Annotated in this window: 14 protein-coding genes; 2 read left to right on the forward strand and 12 right to left on the reverse strand. The window is 53.9% G+C overall.

The annotated features are described in order from the left end of the window. Positions 1-9: 9 nt before the first annotated feature. The 4 genes from J1778_RS12905 to J1778_RS12920 all read right to left on the reverse strand — a co-directional run bounded on the left by J1778_RS12905 (position 10) and on the right by J1778_RS12920 (position 5,684). Positions 10-747 (reverse strand): phosphoadenylyl-sulfate reductase, encoded by a 738-nt coding sequence (locus J1778_RS12905; protein WP_217173515.1) that lies wholly within the window; start codon positions 745-747, stop codon positions 10-12. A gap of 24 nt (positions 748-771) precedes the next feature. Continuing rightward, the gene (gene cysI / locus J1778_RS12910; protein WP_217173516.1) at positions 772-2,508 is read right to left on the reverse strand and encodes an assimilatory sulfite reductase (NADPH) hemoprotein subunit; all 1,737 of its coding nucleotides are present in this window, start codon (positions 2,506-2,508) and stop codon (positions 772-774) included. 27 nt (positions 2,509-2,535) lie between these two features. Beyond that, a complete protein-coding gene (gene cysJ / locus J1778_RS12915; RefSeq protein ID WP_217173517.1) occupies positions 2,536-4,338 on the reverse strand; it encodes an NADPH-dependent assimilatory sulfite reductase flavoprotein subunit in 1,803 nt (600 codons plus the stop codon). A 344-nt stretch (positions 4,339-4,682) separates the two neighbouring features. Beyond that, positions 4,683-5,684 carry a hypothetical protein gene (locus J1778_RS12920; protein WP_217173518.1) on the reverse strand — a complete coding sequence of 334 codons (1,002 nt, stop codon included), beginning with the start codon at positions 5,682-5,684 and terminating at the stop codon, positions 4,683-4,685. Positions 5,685-5,852: 168 nt separating this feature from the next. On the opposite strand from J1778_RS12920, the gene queD reads away from it, so the two are divergent. After that, positions 5,853-6,212 (forward strand): 6-carboxytetrahydropterin synthase QueD, encoded by a 360-nt coding sequence (gene queD / locus J1778_RS12925; RefSeq protein ID WP_113877448.1) that lies wholly within the window; start codon positions 5,853-5,855, stop codon positions 6,210-6,212. 130 nt (positions 6,213-6,342) lie between these two features. Here the strand turns inward: queD and queE are convergent, their stop codons facing one another. The 3 genes from queE to J1778_RS12940 all read right to left on the reverse strand — a co-directional run bounded on the left by queE (position 6,343) and on the right by J1778_RS12940 (position 9,364). Continuing rightward, a complete protein-coding gene (gene queE, locus J1778_RS12930) occupies positions 6,343-7,014 on the reverse strand; it encodes a 7-carboxy-7-deazaguanine synthase QueE (RefSeq protein ID WP_217173693.1) in 672 nt (223 codons plus the stop codon). Between the two features lie 98 nt (positions 7,015-7,112). Further along, a complete protein-coding gene (locus J1778_RS12935; protein WP_217173694.1) occupies positions 7,113-7,802 on the reverse strand; it encodes an N-acetylmannosamine-6-phosphate 2-epimerase in 690 nt (229 codons plus the stop codon). An 8-nt stretch (positions 7,803-7,810) separates the two neighbouring features. Beyond that, complete coding sequence (locus J1778_RS12940; protein ID WP_217173519.1) at positions 7,811-9,364, reverse strand: PTS transporter subunit EIIC; 1,554 nt, start codon at positions 9,362-9,364, stop codon at positions 7,811-7,813. Positions 9,365-9,568: 204 nt separating this feature from the next. Between J1778_RS12940 and J1778_RS12945 the strand changes: the two genes are divergently transcribed. Further along, positions 9,569-10,369 (forward strand): MurR/RpiR family transcriptional regulator, encoded by an 801-nt coding sequence (locus tag J1778_RS12945; RefSeq protein ID WP_217173695.1) that lies wholly within the window; start codon positions 9,569-9,571, stop codon positions 10,367-10,369. A gap of 88 nt (positions 10,370-10,457) precedes the next feature. Here J1778_RS12945 and eno read toward each other — a convergent pair whose 3' ends face one another. The 5 genes from eno to rlmD form a co-directional block, all read right to left on the reverse strand. Further along, the gene (eno, locus tag J1778_RS12950; RefSeq protein WP_217173520.1) at positions 10,458-11,762 is read right to left on the reverse strand and encodes a phosphopyruvate hydratase; all 1,305 of its coding nucleotides are present in this window, start codon (positions 11,760-11,762) and stop codon (positions 10,458-10,460) included. Between the two features lie 75 nt (positions 11,763-11,837). Next, positions 11,838-13,475, reverse strand: a complete 1,638-nt coding sequence (gene pyrG / locus J1778_RS12955; RefSeq protein ID WP_217173521.1) for a glutamine hydrolyzing CTP synthase — start codon at positions 13,473-13,475, stop codon at positions 11,838-11,840. Positions 13,476-13,823: 348 nt separating this feature from the next. Further along, on the reverse strand, positions 13,824-14,627 hold the full coding sequence (gene mazG, locus J1778_RS12960; RefSeq protein ID WP_217173522.1) for a nucleoside triphosphate pyrophosphohydrolase: 804 nt from the start codon (positions 14,625-14,627) through the stop codon (positions 13,824-13,826). Between the two features lie 77 nt (positions 14,628-14,704). Continuing rightward, the gene (gene relA / locus J1778_RS12965; RefSeq protein ID WP_217173523.1) at positions 14,705-16,942 is read right to left on the reverse strand and encodes a GTP diphosphokinase; all 2,238 of its coding nucleotides are present in this window, start codon (positions 16,940-16,942) and stop codon (positions 14,705-14,707) included. Positions 16,943-16,951: 9 nt separating this feature from the next. Beyond that, positions 16,952-18,322: a 23S rRNA (uracil(1939)-C(5))-methyltransferase RlmD gene (gene rlmD, locus J1778_RS12970; protein ID WP_217173524.1), complete on the reverse strand. Its 1,371-nt coding sequence runs from the start codon at positions 18,320-18,322 to the stop codon at positions 16,952-16,954. Positions 18,323-18,338: the final 16 nt, after the last annotated feature.

Consider the following 18,338-nt stretch of genomic DNA (forward strand, 5'->3'; position numbering starts at 1 on the left):
GACGGGGATTTACTCATGGAGGCCGCATTCGCGTTTGAGCCCAAAGAAGCGCGTGTCTTCTTCTTTCATTCCTTCTTCCCACTTCTTCGTGGTGTGCGTGTCACCGACGGAAAGGTAGCCCTGATCCCATAACGGGTGATAGCTCAGGCCGTGTTCTTTCAGATACTGGAAGATCTGACGGTTATCCCAGTCGATGATCGGCAGGATTTTAAACACACCGCGTTGCACAGCCAGCACCGGCAGATGCGCACGGCTGCCGGATTGCTCGCGCCGCAGACCGGCGAACCAGGTCTGCACGCCGAGCGTCTGAATCGCACGATTCATCGGCTCGACTTTGTTGATGTGATTGTACTTCTCGATACCCCCGACACCCTGCTCCCACAGTTTGCCGTAGCGCGCTTCCTGCCACGCCGCAGAATGTTCCGCGCGGAATACCTGTAAATTCAGGTTCAGCTGTTCGGTTAACGTATCGATGAACTGATAGGTTTCCGGGAACAGATAGCCGGTATCGGTCAGGATCACCGGAATGTCCGGTTTCTGCTGAGTGACTAAGTGCAGACAGACCGCCGCCTGGATGCCGAAGCTGGAAGACAGCGCGAATTCGCCGGGCATATTTTCCAGCGCCCATTGCACACGCTCCTGCGCGGACAGTTTTTCCAGGCTGACGTTAATTTCCGCCAGCGCCAAAGATTGTCCGGACTTCGGCAGTTCGTTCAGTTCAGCCAGAGTAAGATTCAGCAAACTCATATTGCCTCCAGGCGGTTATCGCGCTTAGTCATAAAAGTCGCGTGCAGGATCCAGCACCGGCTTGATGATCCCGGCGCGGATCACGAAGTCACCAAAGCCTTCACCGGTTTCACGCTCTTTCGACCAGCGTCCGACCAGTTCGTCAATGATGCTCAGGATTTCAGCATCAGAAATGTTTTCGCGATACATGCGCGGAATACGTGTTCCGGCGCGGTTACCGCCGAGGTGCAGGTTGTAGCGGTTCATCGCTTTACCCACCAGGCCAATTTCGGCCAGCAGCGCGCGGCCACAGCCGTTCGGGCAACCGGTGACGCGCAGAACAATGTGTTCATCGCCCACGCCGTGACCGTGCATGATGCCTTCTACTTTGGTCACAAACTCAGGCAGGAAACGTTCCGCTTCCGCCATCGCCAGCGGACAGGTCGGATACGACACACAAGCCATCGAGTTTTTACGCTGCTCGGTGATGCCGTCGTCAATCAGGCCGTGATTACGCGCCAGGGTTTCGATCGCGTCTTTGTCTTTTTCAGCGACACCGGCCACGATCAGGTTCTGGTTAGCAGTAAGCCTGAAGTCGCCTTTATGGATCTTAGCAATTTCTGCCAGTCCGGTTTTCAGCGGTTTGCCCGGATAATCGAGAATACGGCCATTTTCGATAAACAGCGTCAGGTGCCATTGTTTGTCGATGCCCTTTACCCAGCCGATGCGATCGCCGCGACCGGTAAATTCGTAAGGACGAACATCGCCAAACTGAATGCCTGCGCGTTTTTCAACTTCGGCTTTGAAAACCGGCACGCCGACGCGTTCCAGCGTGTATTTGGTTTTGGCGTTTTTACGGTTGGTGCGGTTACCCCAGTCACGCTGCGTGGTCACCACCGCTTCGGCAACAGCCAGCGTGTTCTCCAGCGGAATAAAGCCCAGTTCGCTGGCAGTACGTGCATACGTGGCTTTATCACCGTGTGCGATAGAAAGCCCGCCGCCGACCAGCACGTTAAAGCCGACCAGTTTGCCGTTATCGGCAATCGCCACGAAGTTAAGGTCGTTAGCGTGCAAATCCACGTCATTCTGCGGCGGGATCACCACGGTGGTTTTGAATTTACGTGGCAGATAGGTCGCGCCCAGGATCGGCTCTTCGTCGGTGGTTTCTACTTTTTCCTGATCCAGCCAGACTTCGGCGTAAGCACGGGTGCGCGGCAGCAGGTGCTCGGAGATTTTCTTCGCCCACTGATACGCTTCCTGATGCAGTTCAGACTCCACCGGATTCGAGGTACACAATACGTTACGGTTAACGTCATTGGCGGTCGCCAGTGCGTCCAGACCAAGTTTATTCAGCAACTGATGTACCGGTTTCACGTTCGGTTTCAGAATACCGTGGAACTGGAAAGTCTGACGGTTAGTAATACGGATGCTGCCGTACAGCGTGCTGTCTTCAGCAAATTTATCGATGCCCAGCCACTGCGCAGGCGTCATCACGCCGCCCGGCAAACGGCAACGCAACATCATGGCATGACGCGGTTCCAGCTTCTGCTCAGCGCGTTCCGCACGAATATCACGGTCATCCTGCTGATACATACCGTGGAAGCGAATCAACAGGAAGTTGTCACCGTTGAAGCCACCGGTCAGACCGTCTTTTAAATCTTCGGTGATGGTACCGCGCAGGAAATTACTTTCCTTCTTCAGGCGTTCGGCGTCAGCCAGCGGCGCATCGACGATCAGCGGGCCCGGACCGGGATTGAGTTCACTCCACAACTTGTTGCTCATAAGGTTTTCGCTCATTGCTCTGATTCGTTAGTAGACGTCGCGCTGATAACGGCGATCCAGGCGTAATTCACTGAGATATTCGTCGGCGGTTTCCAGATCCATCACGCCGTATTCAGCAATGATTTCCAGTAACGCCTGCTCTACATCTTTCGCCATACGGTTGGCATCGCCGCAAACATAAACGTGCGCGCCTTCCTGCAACCACTGCCAGACTTCCGCACCCTGCTCGCGCAGTTTGTCCTGTACGTACACTTTTTCTGCCTGATCGCGTGACCATGCCAGAGAGATATGGGTCAGCAGACCGTCTTTCACGTAACGCTGCCACTCGACCTGATACAGGAAATCATCGGTAAAGTGCGGGTTACCGAAGAACAGCCAGTTTTTGCCACTGGCGCCGTCGTTATCACGCTGCTGCATGAACGCGCGGAATGGCGCAATACCGGTGCCGGGCCCTATCATAATGACCGGCGCTTCCGGATTGGCCGGCAGGCGGAAGTTGTCGTTATGTTCGATGAAAACTTTCACTTCACCGTCCTCTTGCAGACGGTCGGCCAGATAGCCGGAAGCGCCGCCGGTACGCGCACGCCCGTCGATGTCGTAACGCACCACGCCAACCGTAATGTGCACTTCAGATTCGGTTTCCGCCTGCGAAGAGGCAATCGAATACAGACGCGGCGTCAGCGGACGCAGCAAATCCACCAGTTGCTGGGCATCCAGCTCAGTCGGCGCACGGCGTACCATGTCGGCGAACGGCACGGTCTGCGCGTATTGCTGCAAAGCAGGTATATCCGCCAGCAAACCGGTCAGATGTTCGTCGCGGCAAAGCGCGGCGTATTTCTCGATAATCGGCGTGGTGTTCTGGGTCAGTTCAATGTGATGTTGCAGTGCGTCTGAGAGTGACAGTTTTTTATCGTTCACTTCGACGATTTCATCGCCTTTGAGCCACAGCAACTCCACGATTTCCTGTACCAGTTGCGGATCGTTTTCAAACCAGATCCCCAGCGCATCGCCAGGCTGGTAACGCAGGCCGGAATCACCGAGTTCGATTTCCAGATGACGCACGTCTTTGTCAGAATCACGACCCGTGATTTTCTGGTTAACAGAAAGTGTCGCTGTCAGCGGCGCTTCTTTGGTGTAAGGGCTGCTGTCGACCTGATTTACACTACCCGCCAGCGTCGGCGCGGGTTGAGCGCCAGTATCTGCCGGCACGCGCTGTTTCAGCACATCAACAATACGCTTGCGCCAGTTTTCTGCCGCTTCTTTATATTCAACATCGGCATCAACGCGATCTAACAGGCGTTCTGCGCCGAGTTCGCCCAGACGGGTATCAAAGTCTTTACCCGCCTGACAGAAGAATTCGTAGGACGTATCACCCAGTGCAAACACCGCAAAAGCCGTGTCTTTCATTTGCGGGGCTTTTTTCGATTGCAGGAATTTATGCAACGCGACCGCTTCTTCAGCCTGTTCGCCTTCGCCCTGCGTGGAGGCCACGATCAGCAGCAGCTTTTCCTGACCAATTTGTTTGAATTTATAGTCGCCGGCATTCACCAGGTTGACGTTAATTTTTGCAGCCGTCAGATCATCGCGTAACTGTTCAGCGACTCGACGGGCGTTACCGGTTTGCGAAGCAGAAATCAGGGTGACCGACGCGGCAGCCTGCACAGGTGCGGCAGCGGCCACTGCGCCCGGTTGCTGATTGACCATGCCCCAGAAATAGCCGGACAACCAGGCCATCTGAGTCGGCGAATAATCACCAATCGCCGATTGAAGGCGGGCCATTTGCTCGGGGGTCAGCGGGAGCAGTGAAGTTGGAGGTGCCTGAGTCGTCATCGCGGTACGAATTCCCTTATGCAGAAGCAAGTCATCAATCCGGCCTCCGGCGGCTTATTCGGTGTGAGTACGCGCGGGAAAGACCTTTTAGTAGGTGTAGGTTAACGAGCCGGATAATAACAATTAAAGAAGTGATGGAAATAATAAATAACCAAAATGACTAAGAGGATTTAGAGGTAAGTTCTATCTGAAAAAGTGGTAAGCGGAGATTTTTATCATACTGAAATCGCTAAAAAAAATTCCTGCCTGTTCAGAGCCTTTTGCCAAGTCGCGGACGAATAAAGAAAAACCCCGCCGGAGCGGGGTGATGAATTTTTTTCAGGCCGGGTTTCTCGCAGACGTTTTCAGAGATGGAAAGCGTTGTGCTGTTCAAACCAGGCAAACTGCCCCGCGGCAAACACCGACATTTTACTGCCGCTGTGGCCGACATCTGACAAGTCCATAAAGTGCCAGTTAAACGGCGTGTTGTTCTGTTCTGCGCGTTGCTGAGACGTGGTGAAATAACTTTCGGCCCGCTCCAGACGGTTGGTGCCCTGCGCCATCGCCTGCTTGGATTTGCGCAGCAGGCGGTTTTCCGGATCGTCGTCTTCAGCGCCCACGGCAATCAGCACCGGTTTGGCAAAATAATCGTTCAGTTGTTGCTGGCTGACTGCGACCGGCGCTTCACGTAAACCGTAAGGCCAGCGCTGATCGGTATCCGGTAACGTCCACCAACCCGCCGCCGCACAAACTGCCGCTTTCACATTCGGCTCAGGCAATAACGTCAGCATACGGTGGACAAACTGGCAGCCCGCGCTGTTTCCAAACAGATAATATTGCTTCTGCTGAGTGATGCCCTGCTTTTGCAGTGTGGTGAACACGTTATCGACAATGCTGAACGCCCACTGAGATTTCGGCAAACGGCGGTGAGTCTTGCTGTCAGTCAGATTACCCAGGTTATAGCCTGCAGCACCGGGGAAATCCTGCTCGCTGAAATGCGGCACCACCACGCGCAAATGATACTGATCGGCAACGGTCATCCAGTCATTCCGGTAGGTGGCGGCGTTACGATCCACGCCCGTCATTACCATAATGACCGGCGTCGTTTCATCTGCACCAACCGGCTGATAGGTAAAAACGTCCAGCGGCTTTTTAACGCCCGCGAGCGGAATATGCATCACGCCGGATCCCTGCGGGAAAACCAGAGGGCTTTTGGCGGCCGGCGCTTTGGCGACAGAGGCTTTCGCCACAGCGGGCGCGGGTTTGGCCGCAGCCGGCACGGCCTTCTGATCGGGTGCCGTAGTTTCAGCCTGCACGCTGGCAGAGAACAACAGCGCCAGAACAACGCAACGAAGCACAGTAATCATTCACTATCTCAACAGGTTAGTTTCTACCGGCTCACTGTATGCCAGCAATGCGGGCGGAGTAAAGAGAGTAAAAGTCAGGATTTGGTGAAGAAAAGCGCAGTTAAGTCATGGCACGTAAGCCGGTATTCCGGTACTATGCCGCGTTTTTTCGAGCAACGAGACTGCCTCATGACCACCACATTATTTAAAGATTTTCAGTTCGAAGCCGCCCACCATTTACCGCATGTGCCAGCCGGGCATAAATGCGGCCGGTTGCATGGCCACTCTTTCACCGTTCGTTTAGAAATCACCGGTGAAGTGGATCCGCACACCGGCTGGGTGATGGATTTCGCCGATCTGAAAGCCGCGTTTAATCCGACTCTGGATCGTCTCGATCACTATAATCTCAACGATATTCCGGGCTTAGAAAACCCGACCAGCGAAGTGCTGGCCGCGTGGATCTGGAACGAGATGAAACCTAAGCTGCCACTGCTCAGCGCCGTGCGCGTCAAAGAAACATGCACAGCGGGTTGCGTGTATAAAGGTTAACGCAAAATACCCAAAATCATTCGTGCTTTATCCAGGCGGCAATTGAATGAATCCCCCGGAGCTGACAATAGTCAGTGACTGGGGTGAATGAAAGCAGCCAACCCAGAGACAGCGCGAAGGATGCAGGGTATTACGCAATGTTCAGATACTTATGTGTCTGCATCGACAGCCGCCAGTTCCTTGCAATGCAGGTCGCAATGCACAGTCTGGTGGCTTCTTCTTTTTGACTGATTGGCTGCAGGGCAATAATCCGCGCTTTGCTGTCAGTCAGCGTTTCGAGGAGGGCATCCAGAGCGTCGATATCACGCTGACGCGCCACCGGATGTTTCACTTCATCAGCACGTTTCAGCGCCTGCGGCAGAATGTCGTAGCCGCCACGCATATTCACTTTCGGCGAAACAGTCACCCAGGTATTCACCGAGCAACGGACTTCGTGGGTGCCGCTGGTTTCAATCTGGCAACTGAAACCGCTCTTTTCCAGCAATGACGTCAGTTCTGTCAGGTCGTAAATGCACGGCTCGCCGCCGGTGATCACCACGTGACGCGCGGTGTAACCTTGCTGCGCGATAACATCCAGCAGCTGTTCGGACGTGGCATTGCCCCAGGCATCACTCTCTTCGGTTTTGACCAGAATGCGCTGCATATCGACTTCCCGATCGGCAATTTTATCCCAGGTATGTTTGGTATCGCACCAGCTGCAACCCACAGGACAGCCTTGCAGGCGAACGAAAATCGCCGGCACGCCGGTAAAATAGCCTTCCCCTTGCAGGGTTTCGAACATCTCATTAATCGGGTACTGCATCGGTTTCTCAGTCATCTCTAAAAAAATCAGCGCGCATTATCGCAGATCACAGCCGCTGCGCCAAATACAGGCCACAGCGGGAGTGTGTGCAAAAATGTTTATGAGTGCAGAGAGCGGATGGCGTCAGTAAAGCGTTGCGTGATCTGCTGCGGGCGGGTAATTGCACCACCGACCACTACGGAATGCGCCCCAAGCGCTAAACATCGCGCTGCCATTTCTGGTGTATCCACGTTTCCCTCTGCAATGACCGGCGTCGTGCACTGCGCCAGCACCTGTCGCAGGAAGGCAAAGTCGTCATGCCAGAGTTTGCTGCCCTGCGTCTCCTGAGTATAGCCGTGCAATGTTGTACCGATACAATCAAAACCTAAAGCCTGCGCATTTTGCGCTTCTTCTAAGGTCGCGATATCCGCCATCAGTAACAGAGACGGGAACGCTTCACGGATGTGTTGCACCAGCGCCGCAAGTTGTAATTCACCCGGTCGCTGATGGAAAGTGGCATCCATCGCGATCATATCCGGTGCGACGGCCATCAGCTCGCGGACTTCCTTCAGGGTCGCGGTGATATAGACATCGCTTGCCGGATAATCCCGCTTAATGATGCCGATAACCGGCAGCGGAACAGTGGCGCGAATGGCTTTAACATCAGCCACACTGTTGGCGCGGATCCCCGCTGCGCCGCCCTGCAGAGCGGCAAGCGCCATGCGGCTCATAATAAAATCGCTGTGCAGCGGTTCGTCATCCAGCGCCTGACAGGACACGATCAACTGTCCCCTGACGGTCGTTAACATTGACTGATTCATACTCCCAACATCTCCTCAATTTCATTTTTAATAATCGTGACATGCGGTCCGTAGATGACCTGAATACCGTTTCCGCGTATCAGCACGGCACGCGCCCCGCTCGATTTCAGCTTGTTTTCATCGATTCCGGCGGCCTGGCGGACGCTGATGCGCAAACGCGTTGCGCAGCAATCGAGCTCCGCGATATTGGCCGCCCCGCCCAGTGCGTCGATAATGAGTCCGGCGCGATCGGTGACGACGCTATCCTGCTGAACTTCAGCCTCATCGCGCCCCGGCGTTTTGAAGTTGAAGCGCCTGATGAGATAACGGAAAGAGAAGTAATAAAGAGCGAACCACGGCACACCCACCAGCGGGACGTACATCCAGTGGGTTTTGCTTTCGCCTTGTAAAACGCCGAACAGGATGAAGTCGATAAAGCCGCCGGAGAAAGTCTGTCCGATGGTGATCTGCAAAATGTGGGCAATCATGAACGCCAGACCGTCGAATACCGCGTGCAGGACATACAGCATCGGCGCGACAAACAGGAACGAGAACTCAATAGGTTCGGTGATCCCGGTCAGGAAGGAGGTGAGTGCCGCCGAAAGCAGCAGCCCGGCGACGCGCTTTTTATTCTCAGGCCGCGCCGTGTGGTACATCGCCAGACATGCGCCCACCAGACCAAACATCATGGTAATAAAGCGCCCGGACATAAACCGTGAAGTGCCGATATAAAACTGCTGCGTATTGGGATCTGCCAGCTGCGCGAAGAAGATGCGCTGCGTGCCTTCCACCAGATGCCCGTTGACTACGTCAGTACCGCCGAGTGCGGTGGTCCAGAAAGGCAGATAGAAAATATGATGCAGACCGAACGGGCCGAGCATACGCAGCACAAAACCGTAAATGAAGGTGCCGAGGTATCCTGTCGCATCCACCAGTCCGCCCATGCCAAAAATCACTTTCTGGAAATGTGGCCAGATGAAGAACATTACCGCCCCGACGACGATAGCCGCGACGGAGGTGATGATTGGCACAAAGCGGGAACCGCCAAAAAATCCGAGAAACTGCGGTAATTCGATTTTGTTATAGCGCTGATGCAACCACCACGTCACGAGACCAATCACCACGCCGCCAAATACGCCGGTTTCCAGCGTCTGGATGCCGAGCGCCATTCCCTGCCCTGCCGCACTGAGATTGGTGGTGACCAGTTGCCCTTTGAGGATCAGGATGGCGTTGATGGTGGCGTTCATCACCAGATAGCCGAGCAACGCGGACAAGCCAGCGGTTCCTTTATCACTGCGCGCCAGTCCGACGGCAACGCCGACGGCAAACAGCACTGCCAGATTGGCAAAGACGATCGACCCGGCGCTGGCCATGACGGTGAAAATCGCCTGCAGGAACGAGATATTCAAAAACGGATACGCCGCCAGCGTATTGGGGTTGGAAAGCGCCCCGCCAATTCCCAGCAGCAATCCGGCTGCAGGCAAAATAGCGATGGGCAACATGAATGACTTGCCAAATTTTTGGGCTCTTTCGAACCACGCCCCGCCCCCTGAACCATTAAATATCGACATGAGATGACTCCGCGTTGTGTTGTTGTGATAATTATTTTCACCACACTATATAATTAAAATAATAATTACCATCAAATGTACAACGTTATCCATACGGAATTCTTCTGGCGTTAACTGCGTCACATCAGCCAAACTAGTCAGGTCAATTATTCTGAGGAGAGCCGAGTGAGTCAGACCAAGGAAACAGGCACGCTGTTACTGCGAATGCGTCAGGGGCTGGAGAATTACAGTCCGACTCTGCATAAACTGGGCAGTTATGTACTGGAGCAGCCACAGCGCGTGCTTTACCTGACCATTACTGAGCTGGCGCGTGAGAGTGATACCAGTGAAGCCAGCGTCACGCGGCTTTGTCGCCAGCTGGGTTGCAAGGGGTTTACCGAATTTAAAATGGGTCTGGCGCTGGAGACGCGGCAAAATCCGACGTTGCCGGCGGCAGAAGGAAATGACGACGTTCAGACGCTGATAGAAGACAGCATCACCGCTTTGCGTGATACCGGAAAACTGCTTGATCGTCAGGTACTGGCGGACGCAGCGTTGCACATCCATAACGCACGCTCCGTTCAGGTGTATGGTGTCGCGGCCAGCGCTATCGTGGCGGACTACCTGGGCTATAAATTGCTGCGTCTGGGTAAAGCGTCGCAATGTTTCGCCGATATGCACCGTGCGGCGATGAATGCCGTGAGTCTGGACGACCGGGATATTGTGGTGGTCATTTCCAGCTCAGGTTCCACTAAAGATGTATTGCACGCCGCCGCGCTGGCAAAGCGTCAGGGCACCACCGTTATCGGCATCAGTAATACGCTGCGTAGTCCGCTTTCCTCGCTGGCTGATATTTTACTGGTGGCCGCTAAACCCGAGGGCCCGCTGACGGCGGGATTACTGACGTCAAAAGTCGGCGGGATGTTACTGGTGGAATTACTGATCAATCAGCTGTTAACGCACTCCCCGGATTATCTGCAGGCCAGCGAACACAGCGCGAGCGCCACGCTTTCTTTATTGCTGTAAGCGGAAGATATCCGCATCTTCCCCTAAATTGCGGACATAAAAAAACCCGCCGAAGCGGGTTTTTTAAGAAAGCGTTACGGGGCAGTAATTACTGACCTTTAACTTCTTTCAGACCGTTGAACGGAGCAGGAGTACCCGCAGCCGCCAGCGCTTCTTCGATACGGATCAGCTGGTTGTATTTAGCAACACGATCAGAACGGCTCATAGAACCGGTTTTGATCTGGCCAGCAGCGGTACCAACAGCCAGGTCAGCGATGGTAGCGTCTTCAGTTTCGCCTGAACGGTGAGAGATAACGGCAGTGTAGCCAGCGTCTTTCGCCATTTTGATCGCAGCCAGAGTTTCGGTCAGAGAACCGATCTGGTTGAATTTGATCAGGATGGAGTTAACGATGCCTTTGTCGATACCTTCTTTCAGGATCTTGGTGTTGGTTACGAACAGATCGTCACCCACCAGCTGGATTTTGTCGCCCAGAACTTTAGTCTGGTAAGCAAAGCCAGTCCAGTCAGACTCGTCCAGACCGTCTTCGATAGACACGATCGGGTACTGTTTAGTCAGGTCTTCCAGGAAGTGAGTGAACTCTTCAGAAGTGAACGCTTTGTTGCCTTCGCCAGCCAGAACGTATTTGCCATCTTTGTAGAACTCAGATGCCGCACAGTCCATCGCCAGAGTGATGTCTTTACCCAGTTCGTAGCCTGCTGCTTTAACCGCTTCAGCGATAACAGCCAGAGCTTCTGCGTTAGAACCCAGGTTTGGCGCGTAGCCACCTTCGTCACCAACAGCAGTACCCATGCCTTTAGATTTCAGAACTTTAGCCAGGGTGTGGAACACTTCAGAACCCATACGGATGGCTTCTTTCAGCGTTTTAGCGCCAACAGGCTGGATCATGAACTCTTGAATATCAACGTTGTTATCAGCGTGTTCGCCGCCGTTGATGATGTTCATCATAGGCAGTGGCATAGAGTATTTGCCTGGGGTGCCGTTCAGTTCTGCGATATGTGCGTACAGTGGCAGACCTTTAGAAGCAGCAGCCGCTTTAGCAGCAGCCAGGGAAACAGCCAGAATCGCGTTAGCACCGAAGTTAGATTTGTTTTCAGTACCGTCCAGGTCGATCATGATTTTATCGATGTTAGCCTGGTCTTTCGCGTCTTTACCGATTACAGCCTGAGCGATAGGACCGTTAACTGCAGCAACGGCTTTCAGTACGCCTTTGCCCAGGAAACGGGATTTGTCACCGTCACGCAGTTCCAGCGCTTCGCGGGAACCGGTAGAAGCACCAGATGGCGCAGCAGCCAGACCAACAAAACCACCTTCCAGATGAACTTCAGCTTCTACGGTCGGGTTACCACGGGAGTCGATGATTTCACGACCGATGACTTTAACGATTTTGGACATTAGGATTTCCTCAGTACAAGTTAACTAAAGCTTCGGTTAAACGACGTGCCTGAGGCACATCGTTTCGCCGGTATTTTATTTTACCTGACGCTTCTGATACTCACCGGCAGCCTTCACAAAGCCTGCAAACAACGGATGACCATCACGCGGCGTTGACGTAAATTCTGGATGGAACTGGCAAGCCACATACCACGGATGGTTAGGCAGCTCGATGATTTCCACCAGTTGCTTATCGCCAGAGCGACCGGCTACGCGTAAACCTGCGGCTTCGATTTGTTTGAGCAGCATATTGTTCACTTCGTAACGGTGACGATGGCGTTCAACTATTGTCGGCTCGCCGTACATCTCACGAACCAGGCTACCGTCGTTCAGGTGACATTGCTGCCCGCCTACACGCATGGTACCGCCTAAATCACTGTCTTCGGAACGTACTTCGACGTTACCTTCTTCATCGCGCCATTCGGTGATAAGTGCGACCACCGGGAACTTACAGTCTGGCACAAATTCGGTGGAGTTGGCGTTCTCCATACCCGCGACGTTACGGGCGAACTCAATCAGTGCAACCTGCATACCCAGACAAATGCCCAGATATGGGATGTTGTTTTCACGTGCATAGCGCGCCGTCGCCACTTTCCCTTCTACACCACGGTAGCCGAAGCCGCCCGGGATAAGGATTGCGTCCAGGCCTTTCAGCACTTCGACACCACGGGTTTCGACATCCTGAGAGTCAATAAGTTTAATGTTCACGGTCAGACGGTTTTTCAGGCCACCGTGTTTGAGCGCTTCAATCACTGATTTATAGGCATCTGGCAGCTCAATGTACTTACCCACCATACCGATGGTGACTTCGCCGCCCGGATTGGCTTCTTCGTAAACAACCTGTTCCCATTCGGACAAGTTAGCTTCCGGCGCGTTGATGCTGAAACGTTTACAAATATAGTCGTCCAGACCCTGAGATTTCAATAGGGCTGGGATTTTATAAATGGAATCAACATCTTTAAGAGAAATAACCGCTTTTTCCGGCACGTTACAGAACAGGGCAATTTTCGCACGTTCGTTGGCAGGCACGGCGCGGTCTGAACGGCAGATCAGCACATCTGGCTGGATACCGATAGACAGCAGTTCTTTTACAGAGTGCTGAGTCGGTTTGGTTTTCACTTCACCGGCAGCGGCCATGTAAGGCACCAGCGTCAGGTGCATGTACAGCGTGTGCTCGCGACCGACTTCAACTGCCATCTGACGAATCGCTTCCAGGAATGGCAGGGATTCGATATCACCAACAGTACCGCCAATTTCAACCAGCACAACATCGTGGCCTTCGCCGCCTTCAATGATGCGTTCTTTGATGTTGTTGGTGATGTGCGGGATAACCTGGATGGTTGCGCCGAGATAATCGCCACGGCGCTCTTTGCGCAGCACGTCGGAATAAATACGGCCAGTGGTGAAGTTGTTGCGGCGAGTCATCTTGGTGCGGATGAAACGCTCGTAGTGACCCAGATCGAGATCGGTTTCAGCGCCATCTTCGGTAACGAAGACTTCGCCGTGTTGAGTTGGGCTCATCGTACCCGGATCCACGTTGATATACGGGTCCAGTTTCATGATGGTCACGTTGAGGCCACGGGCTTCGAGAATAGCCGCCAGTGAGGCTGCGGCAATGCCTTTACCCAGAGAGGATACGACCCCGCCGGTCACAAAAATATAATTAGTTGTCATGCTGAACCTGAGAGGTTAGGTTTAAAGATGATGGAGTAACCAAGACGGGAAAACAGTATACCGGAACCTTGTGTGCGCCACAAATAAACGTTTTGCTGTCCATCATCGTTTTCCTTACCGTCAGTTCAGAAGGGTTAACCCTGCCAGCCCTTTCCTCTCATTCTTTCAAAAACAATCAGTTAACTTCAGAAAAGTGCTGAGTTGCTCGCATGAACCACTAAAACATCTTAGATATCAATTTGTTGGACTTTACTGCTCTCAGATCAGCCAGATAAGTGGCGAATGACACTGAGCTTAACCGTTTCAGCAGATTCAGATCTTGTTTCCGATCAAAGTCGGAGAGCTAACCTAGCCTTCTGATTTTTTCACCTGCTGCCAGGCGTCTTCCATCTGCTCAAGTGTAGCATCGTCCATGTTTAAGCCTTTCCCGCGGATAATTTCTTCGACCTGCCGGAAACGACGCTCAAACTTGCGGTTGGCGGCCTGCAGCGCATCTTCCGCTTTGTGGCCTAAATGTCGGGAAAGGTTCACCGTCGCAAACAGCAGATCGCCGATTTCCTCACCGAGCTTTTCTTCGTCGATGACTGCCTGACGCGCTTCAAACATCACTTCGTCGATTTCTTCATACACTTTGTCGAGCACCGGCCCGAGCGTGGTCCAGTCGAAACCGACATTCGAACAGCGCTTTTGAATTTTGTGCGCTTTCATCAGCGCAGGCAGCGCGGAAGGAATGTCATCCAGCGCCGAATGCAGGGATTTCTCCGCCCGTTCCTTTGCTTTGCGCGCTTCCCATTTCACCAGCACATCTTTGCTGCTGGCATCTTTCGACCACGCCGCTTCCTGACCAAAGATTTGCGGATGGCGGCGCTCTAATTTGTCCGAAATGGCATTGCAGATGTCGTCAAACTCAAACAGCCCCTGCTCGCTGCCCATTTGTGCGTAAAACACCACCTGAAACAGCAGATCGCCCAGTTCGTCGCGCACATCGTCGTAATCTTTGCGGGCGATGGCGTCCAGCACTTCGTAGGTTTCTTCCAGCGTGTACGGGGCAATCGTCTCAAAAGTTTGCTCTTTATCCCAAGGGCAACCGGCCTGAGGATCACGCAGGGTTTTCATAATGGTGAGCAGGCGTTGCAAAGAAGAGTCGGTCATAGGATCTGTCCGTTTTAAAATAGAGGGGTCAAAACATAAAAGAAAAGGCCCGACTGGCGGGCCTTATAAGAGTTTGATCAGCTGCCGTGAAGTCGCTTGGCTTCAATCACATCCGGCAACTGGTTCAGTTTGGCGATCACGCGTCCCAGAACCTGAGGGTTATAGATTTCGATATCCATATCAATGGTCGCCAATTGCTGACGTGTATCACTGCGGCTGGCCACACCGAGCACGTTCACTTTCTCGTTAGCCAGAATGGTGGTGATATCACGCAGCAGGCCGCTGCGGTCGTTCGCCACCACACGCACTACCAGTGAATAACCGCTGGAATAGCTTTCGCCCCACACGGCATCAACCACACGTTCCGGCGCATTCGAGCGTAAATCTTCCAGCTGATCACAGTCGGCACGGTGGATTGAAATCCCGCGTCCCTGCGTGATGTAACCGACGATTTCGTCGCCCGGGATCGGCTGGCAGCAACGCGCAATGTGGTGCATCAGATTCCCCACACCTTCGACAACGACGCGGCCATTGTCTTTGGAACGCGTCGGCGGTGGCGTAGTTTTCTGCGTCAGCTGGCGCAGCGCTTCTTTATCCATCTCTTCCGCACTCGGCTTTTTCAGCTGAGATTGCAGGAAGTTCACCATCTGATTCAGACGGATATCGCCGTTGCCGATCGCGGCCAGCACTTCATCCAGCGAGTTGACGTTGTAGCGTGGCAGCAGCAGTTTCTCGGCATCTTTGATGCTGATATCCAGTCTGTCCAGCTCGTCGTCGAGGATTTGTTTACCGGCAATAATGTTCTTATCGCGATCCTGTTTACGGAACCAGTTTTGGATTTTCGAACGCCCGCGGCTGGTTGTAACGTAACCGAGGCTCGGGTTCAGCCAGTCGCGGCTTGGGTTCGCATGCTTCTGGGTGATGATTTCAATCTGATCGCCCATCTGCAACTGATAGGTAAACGGCACGATACGCCCGCCGATTTTCGCCCCGATACACCGGTGACCGACATCGCTGTGGATGTGGTACGCGAAGTCGAGCGGCGTGGAGCCCATTGGCAGATCGATAACGTCGCCTTTTGGCGTAAACACGTAAACACGATCGTCGAAGACCTGGCTGCGCACTTCGTCGAGCATTTCGCCCGAATCGGCCATTTCTTCCTGCCACGCGATCAGTTTACGCAGCCACGCAATGCGGCCTTCGTAGCCACCGCTGCGGCCACCGGCCACGGCAGTGCCTTCTTTGTATTTCCAGTGCGCGGCGACGCCCAGTTCGGCATCTTCGTGCATCTGGCGGGTACGGATCTGCACTTCAAGCGTTTTACCGCGCGGGCCTAATACGACGGTATGAATCGACTGATAACCGTTCGGTTTCGGGTTGGCGACGTAATCGTCAAACTCATCCGGCAGATGGCGGAAATGGGTATGCACAATCCCTAACGCGGCGTAGCAATCCTGCAAACGTTCCACCACGATACGCACGGCGCGCACGTCGAAGAGTTCGTCGAAGGACAGGGATTTTTTCTGCATCTTGCGCCAGATGCTGTAGATATGTTTCGGGCGGCCATAGACATCAACTTTGATGCCCTCTTCCGCCATCGCATTTTTAACCGTCGAGACAAAATCGTCGATGTACTGCTCACGGTCGATACGACGTTCGTGCAGCAGTTTGGCGATGCGTTTGTATTCGTCAGGATGCAGATAACGGAAGCAGAAATCTTCCAGCTCCCATTTCAGCTGACCGATACCCAGACGGTTGGCCAGCGGCGCGTAGATATTGGTACATTCTTTCGCCGCCAGAACGCGCTCTTCTTCCGGCGCATCTTTTACTTCGCGCAGGTGCGCGATACGTTCGGCGAGTTTCAGCACCACGCAGCGGAAATCTTCCACCATCGCCAGCAGCATACGGCGGACGTTGTCCACCTGCTCGGAAGCCATGGAGTCGTTTTGCGTGGCTTTCAGCTGGCGGATGGCGTCCATATCGCGCACGCCGTGCACCAGATCGGTGATGCCTTTACCGAACTGTTGAGTCAGGGTGTCTTCGTCGATGATGCCGTCATCAACCAGCGGAAACAGCAGCGCCGCGCGCATACTGTCGTTATCCATGCTGAGGGTCGAGAGGATTTCAACCATCTCAAGGCCGCGCCACAGCAGCAGCGAGGCGTCAGGATGGCCCTGCGTTTGTTGCTCGCAGTAGCGCCAGGTTTCGGCTAAACGCTCACATGATTGCTGGCTGGACAGTCCTAAACTGTTGATCCAGTCGTCGAGCGCGAACTCGCCAGCTGTGTTCAGATGTGCACTTCTTACCGCAACCATACCCTCTCCCTACGTTTCTGACACAACGCCTGTGTCAGACGGGTTGATAAACAGAGCCATCGATTCAAGGTGCCCGGTGTGCGGGAACATATCCAACATACGCACCTGAGCTAAACGATAACCCGCCTCCAACAAAATTTTACTGTCCCGCGCCAATGTTGTGGGGTTGCATGACACATACACCACACGCGCCGGGGCAAGCTTAACGATATGCGCCATCACGCCAGCAGCGCCGCCCCGGGCCGGATCCAGCAAGATTTTATTGAAGCCTTGCGCTGCCCAGGGTTGTTTACTGACATCATCTTCCAGATTTTCGTGGAAGAAAGAGGCATTTTCTAATCCATTATTCCGGGCATTATCTTGCCCATTCGCCACCAGTGTAGCAACACCTTCGACGCCGACAACCTGCGTAGCTCTTTTTGCCAGTGGCAGAGTGAAATTCCCCATCCCGCAGAACAAATCCAGCACACGATCCTCAGGCTTCAGTTCCAGCCATTGCAAGGCCTGCGCCACCATTTGCTGGTTAACTGCGTCATTCACCTGAATAAAATCGCGCGGACCAAATTTCAGATTCAGACCATCAATCTGATAATAAGGCGTTTCACCGCATAAGCGCTCCAGCGTATCGCTGTCAGGTGCCAGGAAAATCGTCAGCTGATGTTGCGCGGCAAACGCGGTCAGGCGCGCGCGATCGGCTTCACTGAGCGGATCAAGGTGGCGCAGCACCAGCAGCGGACCGTTATCCGCCAGCACCAGTTCCAGATGTCCGAGACGTTTTGCTGCCGACAACGACGACAGGCATTCCTGCACCGGCACCAGCAGTTGTTCCAGTTCAGGACGCAAAACCGGGCATTTTGTGATGGCAACCAGATCGTTTGAACCTTCCTGACGGAACCCCATCACCAGCGGACCGTTCGCCGTTCCCGCTTTACGCCCCGGTTTAACGCCCGCAATTTGCAATCCCAGACGCGCGCGACGGCGGTAGCCGTATTGCGGACCGGCAATCACCGGCTGAGGATCCGCCTGAACTCCGGTTTCGCGTGCAATCAGGCGCAACAGTGACGCCGATTTGCTGCTCTGTTGCAGCGCCTCACTGGCGTGCTGTTGCTGGCAACCGCCGCAGACCGAATAGTGCGGACAAACCGGTTTCACACGATCCGCGCTGGTGGTCAGCAAACGTTTCAGCCGCCCTTTGGCGTACTTACTTTTATCTTCTGTTAAAGTGACTTCTGCCTGTTCACCGGGCAGTAAACCACTGACAAACACGGCTTTGCCGTTGTGACGTGCGACACCCTGCCCGAAAGCATCAAGGTCGGTTGCGGTCACAGTTATCGTTTGCCGGGTCGTCACGCGGCGGTTCGGAGAGTAGAATTGAGCCATTATTGTCGATTACACG

The organism is Rahnella bonaserana (assembly GCF_019049675.1).
GTDB classification, from domain to species: Bacteria; Pseudomonadota; Gammaproteobacteria; order Enterobacterales; family Enterobacteriaceae; genus Rahnella; species Rahnella bonaserana.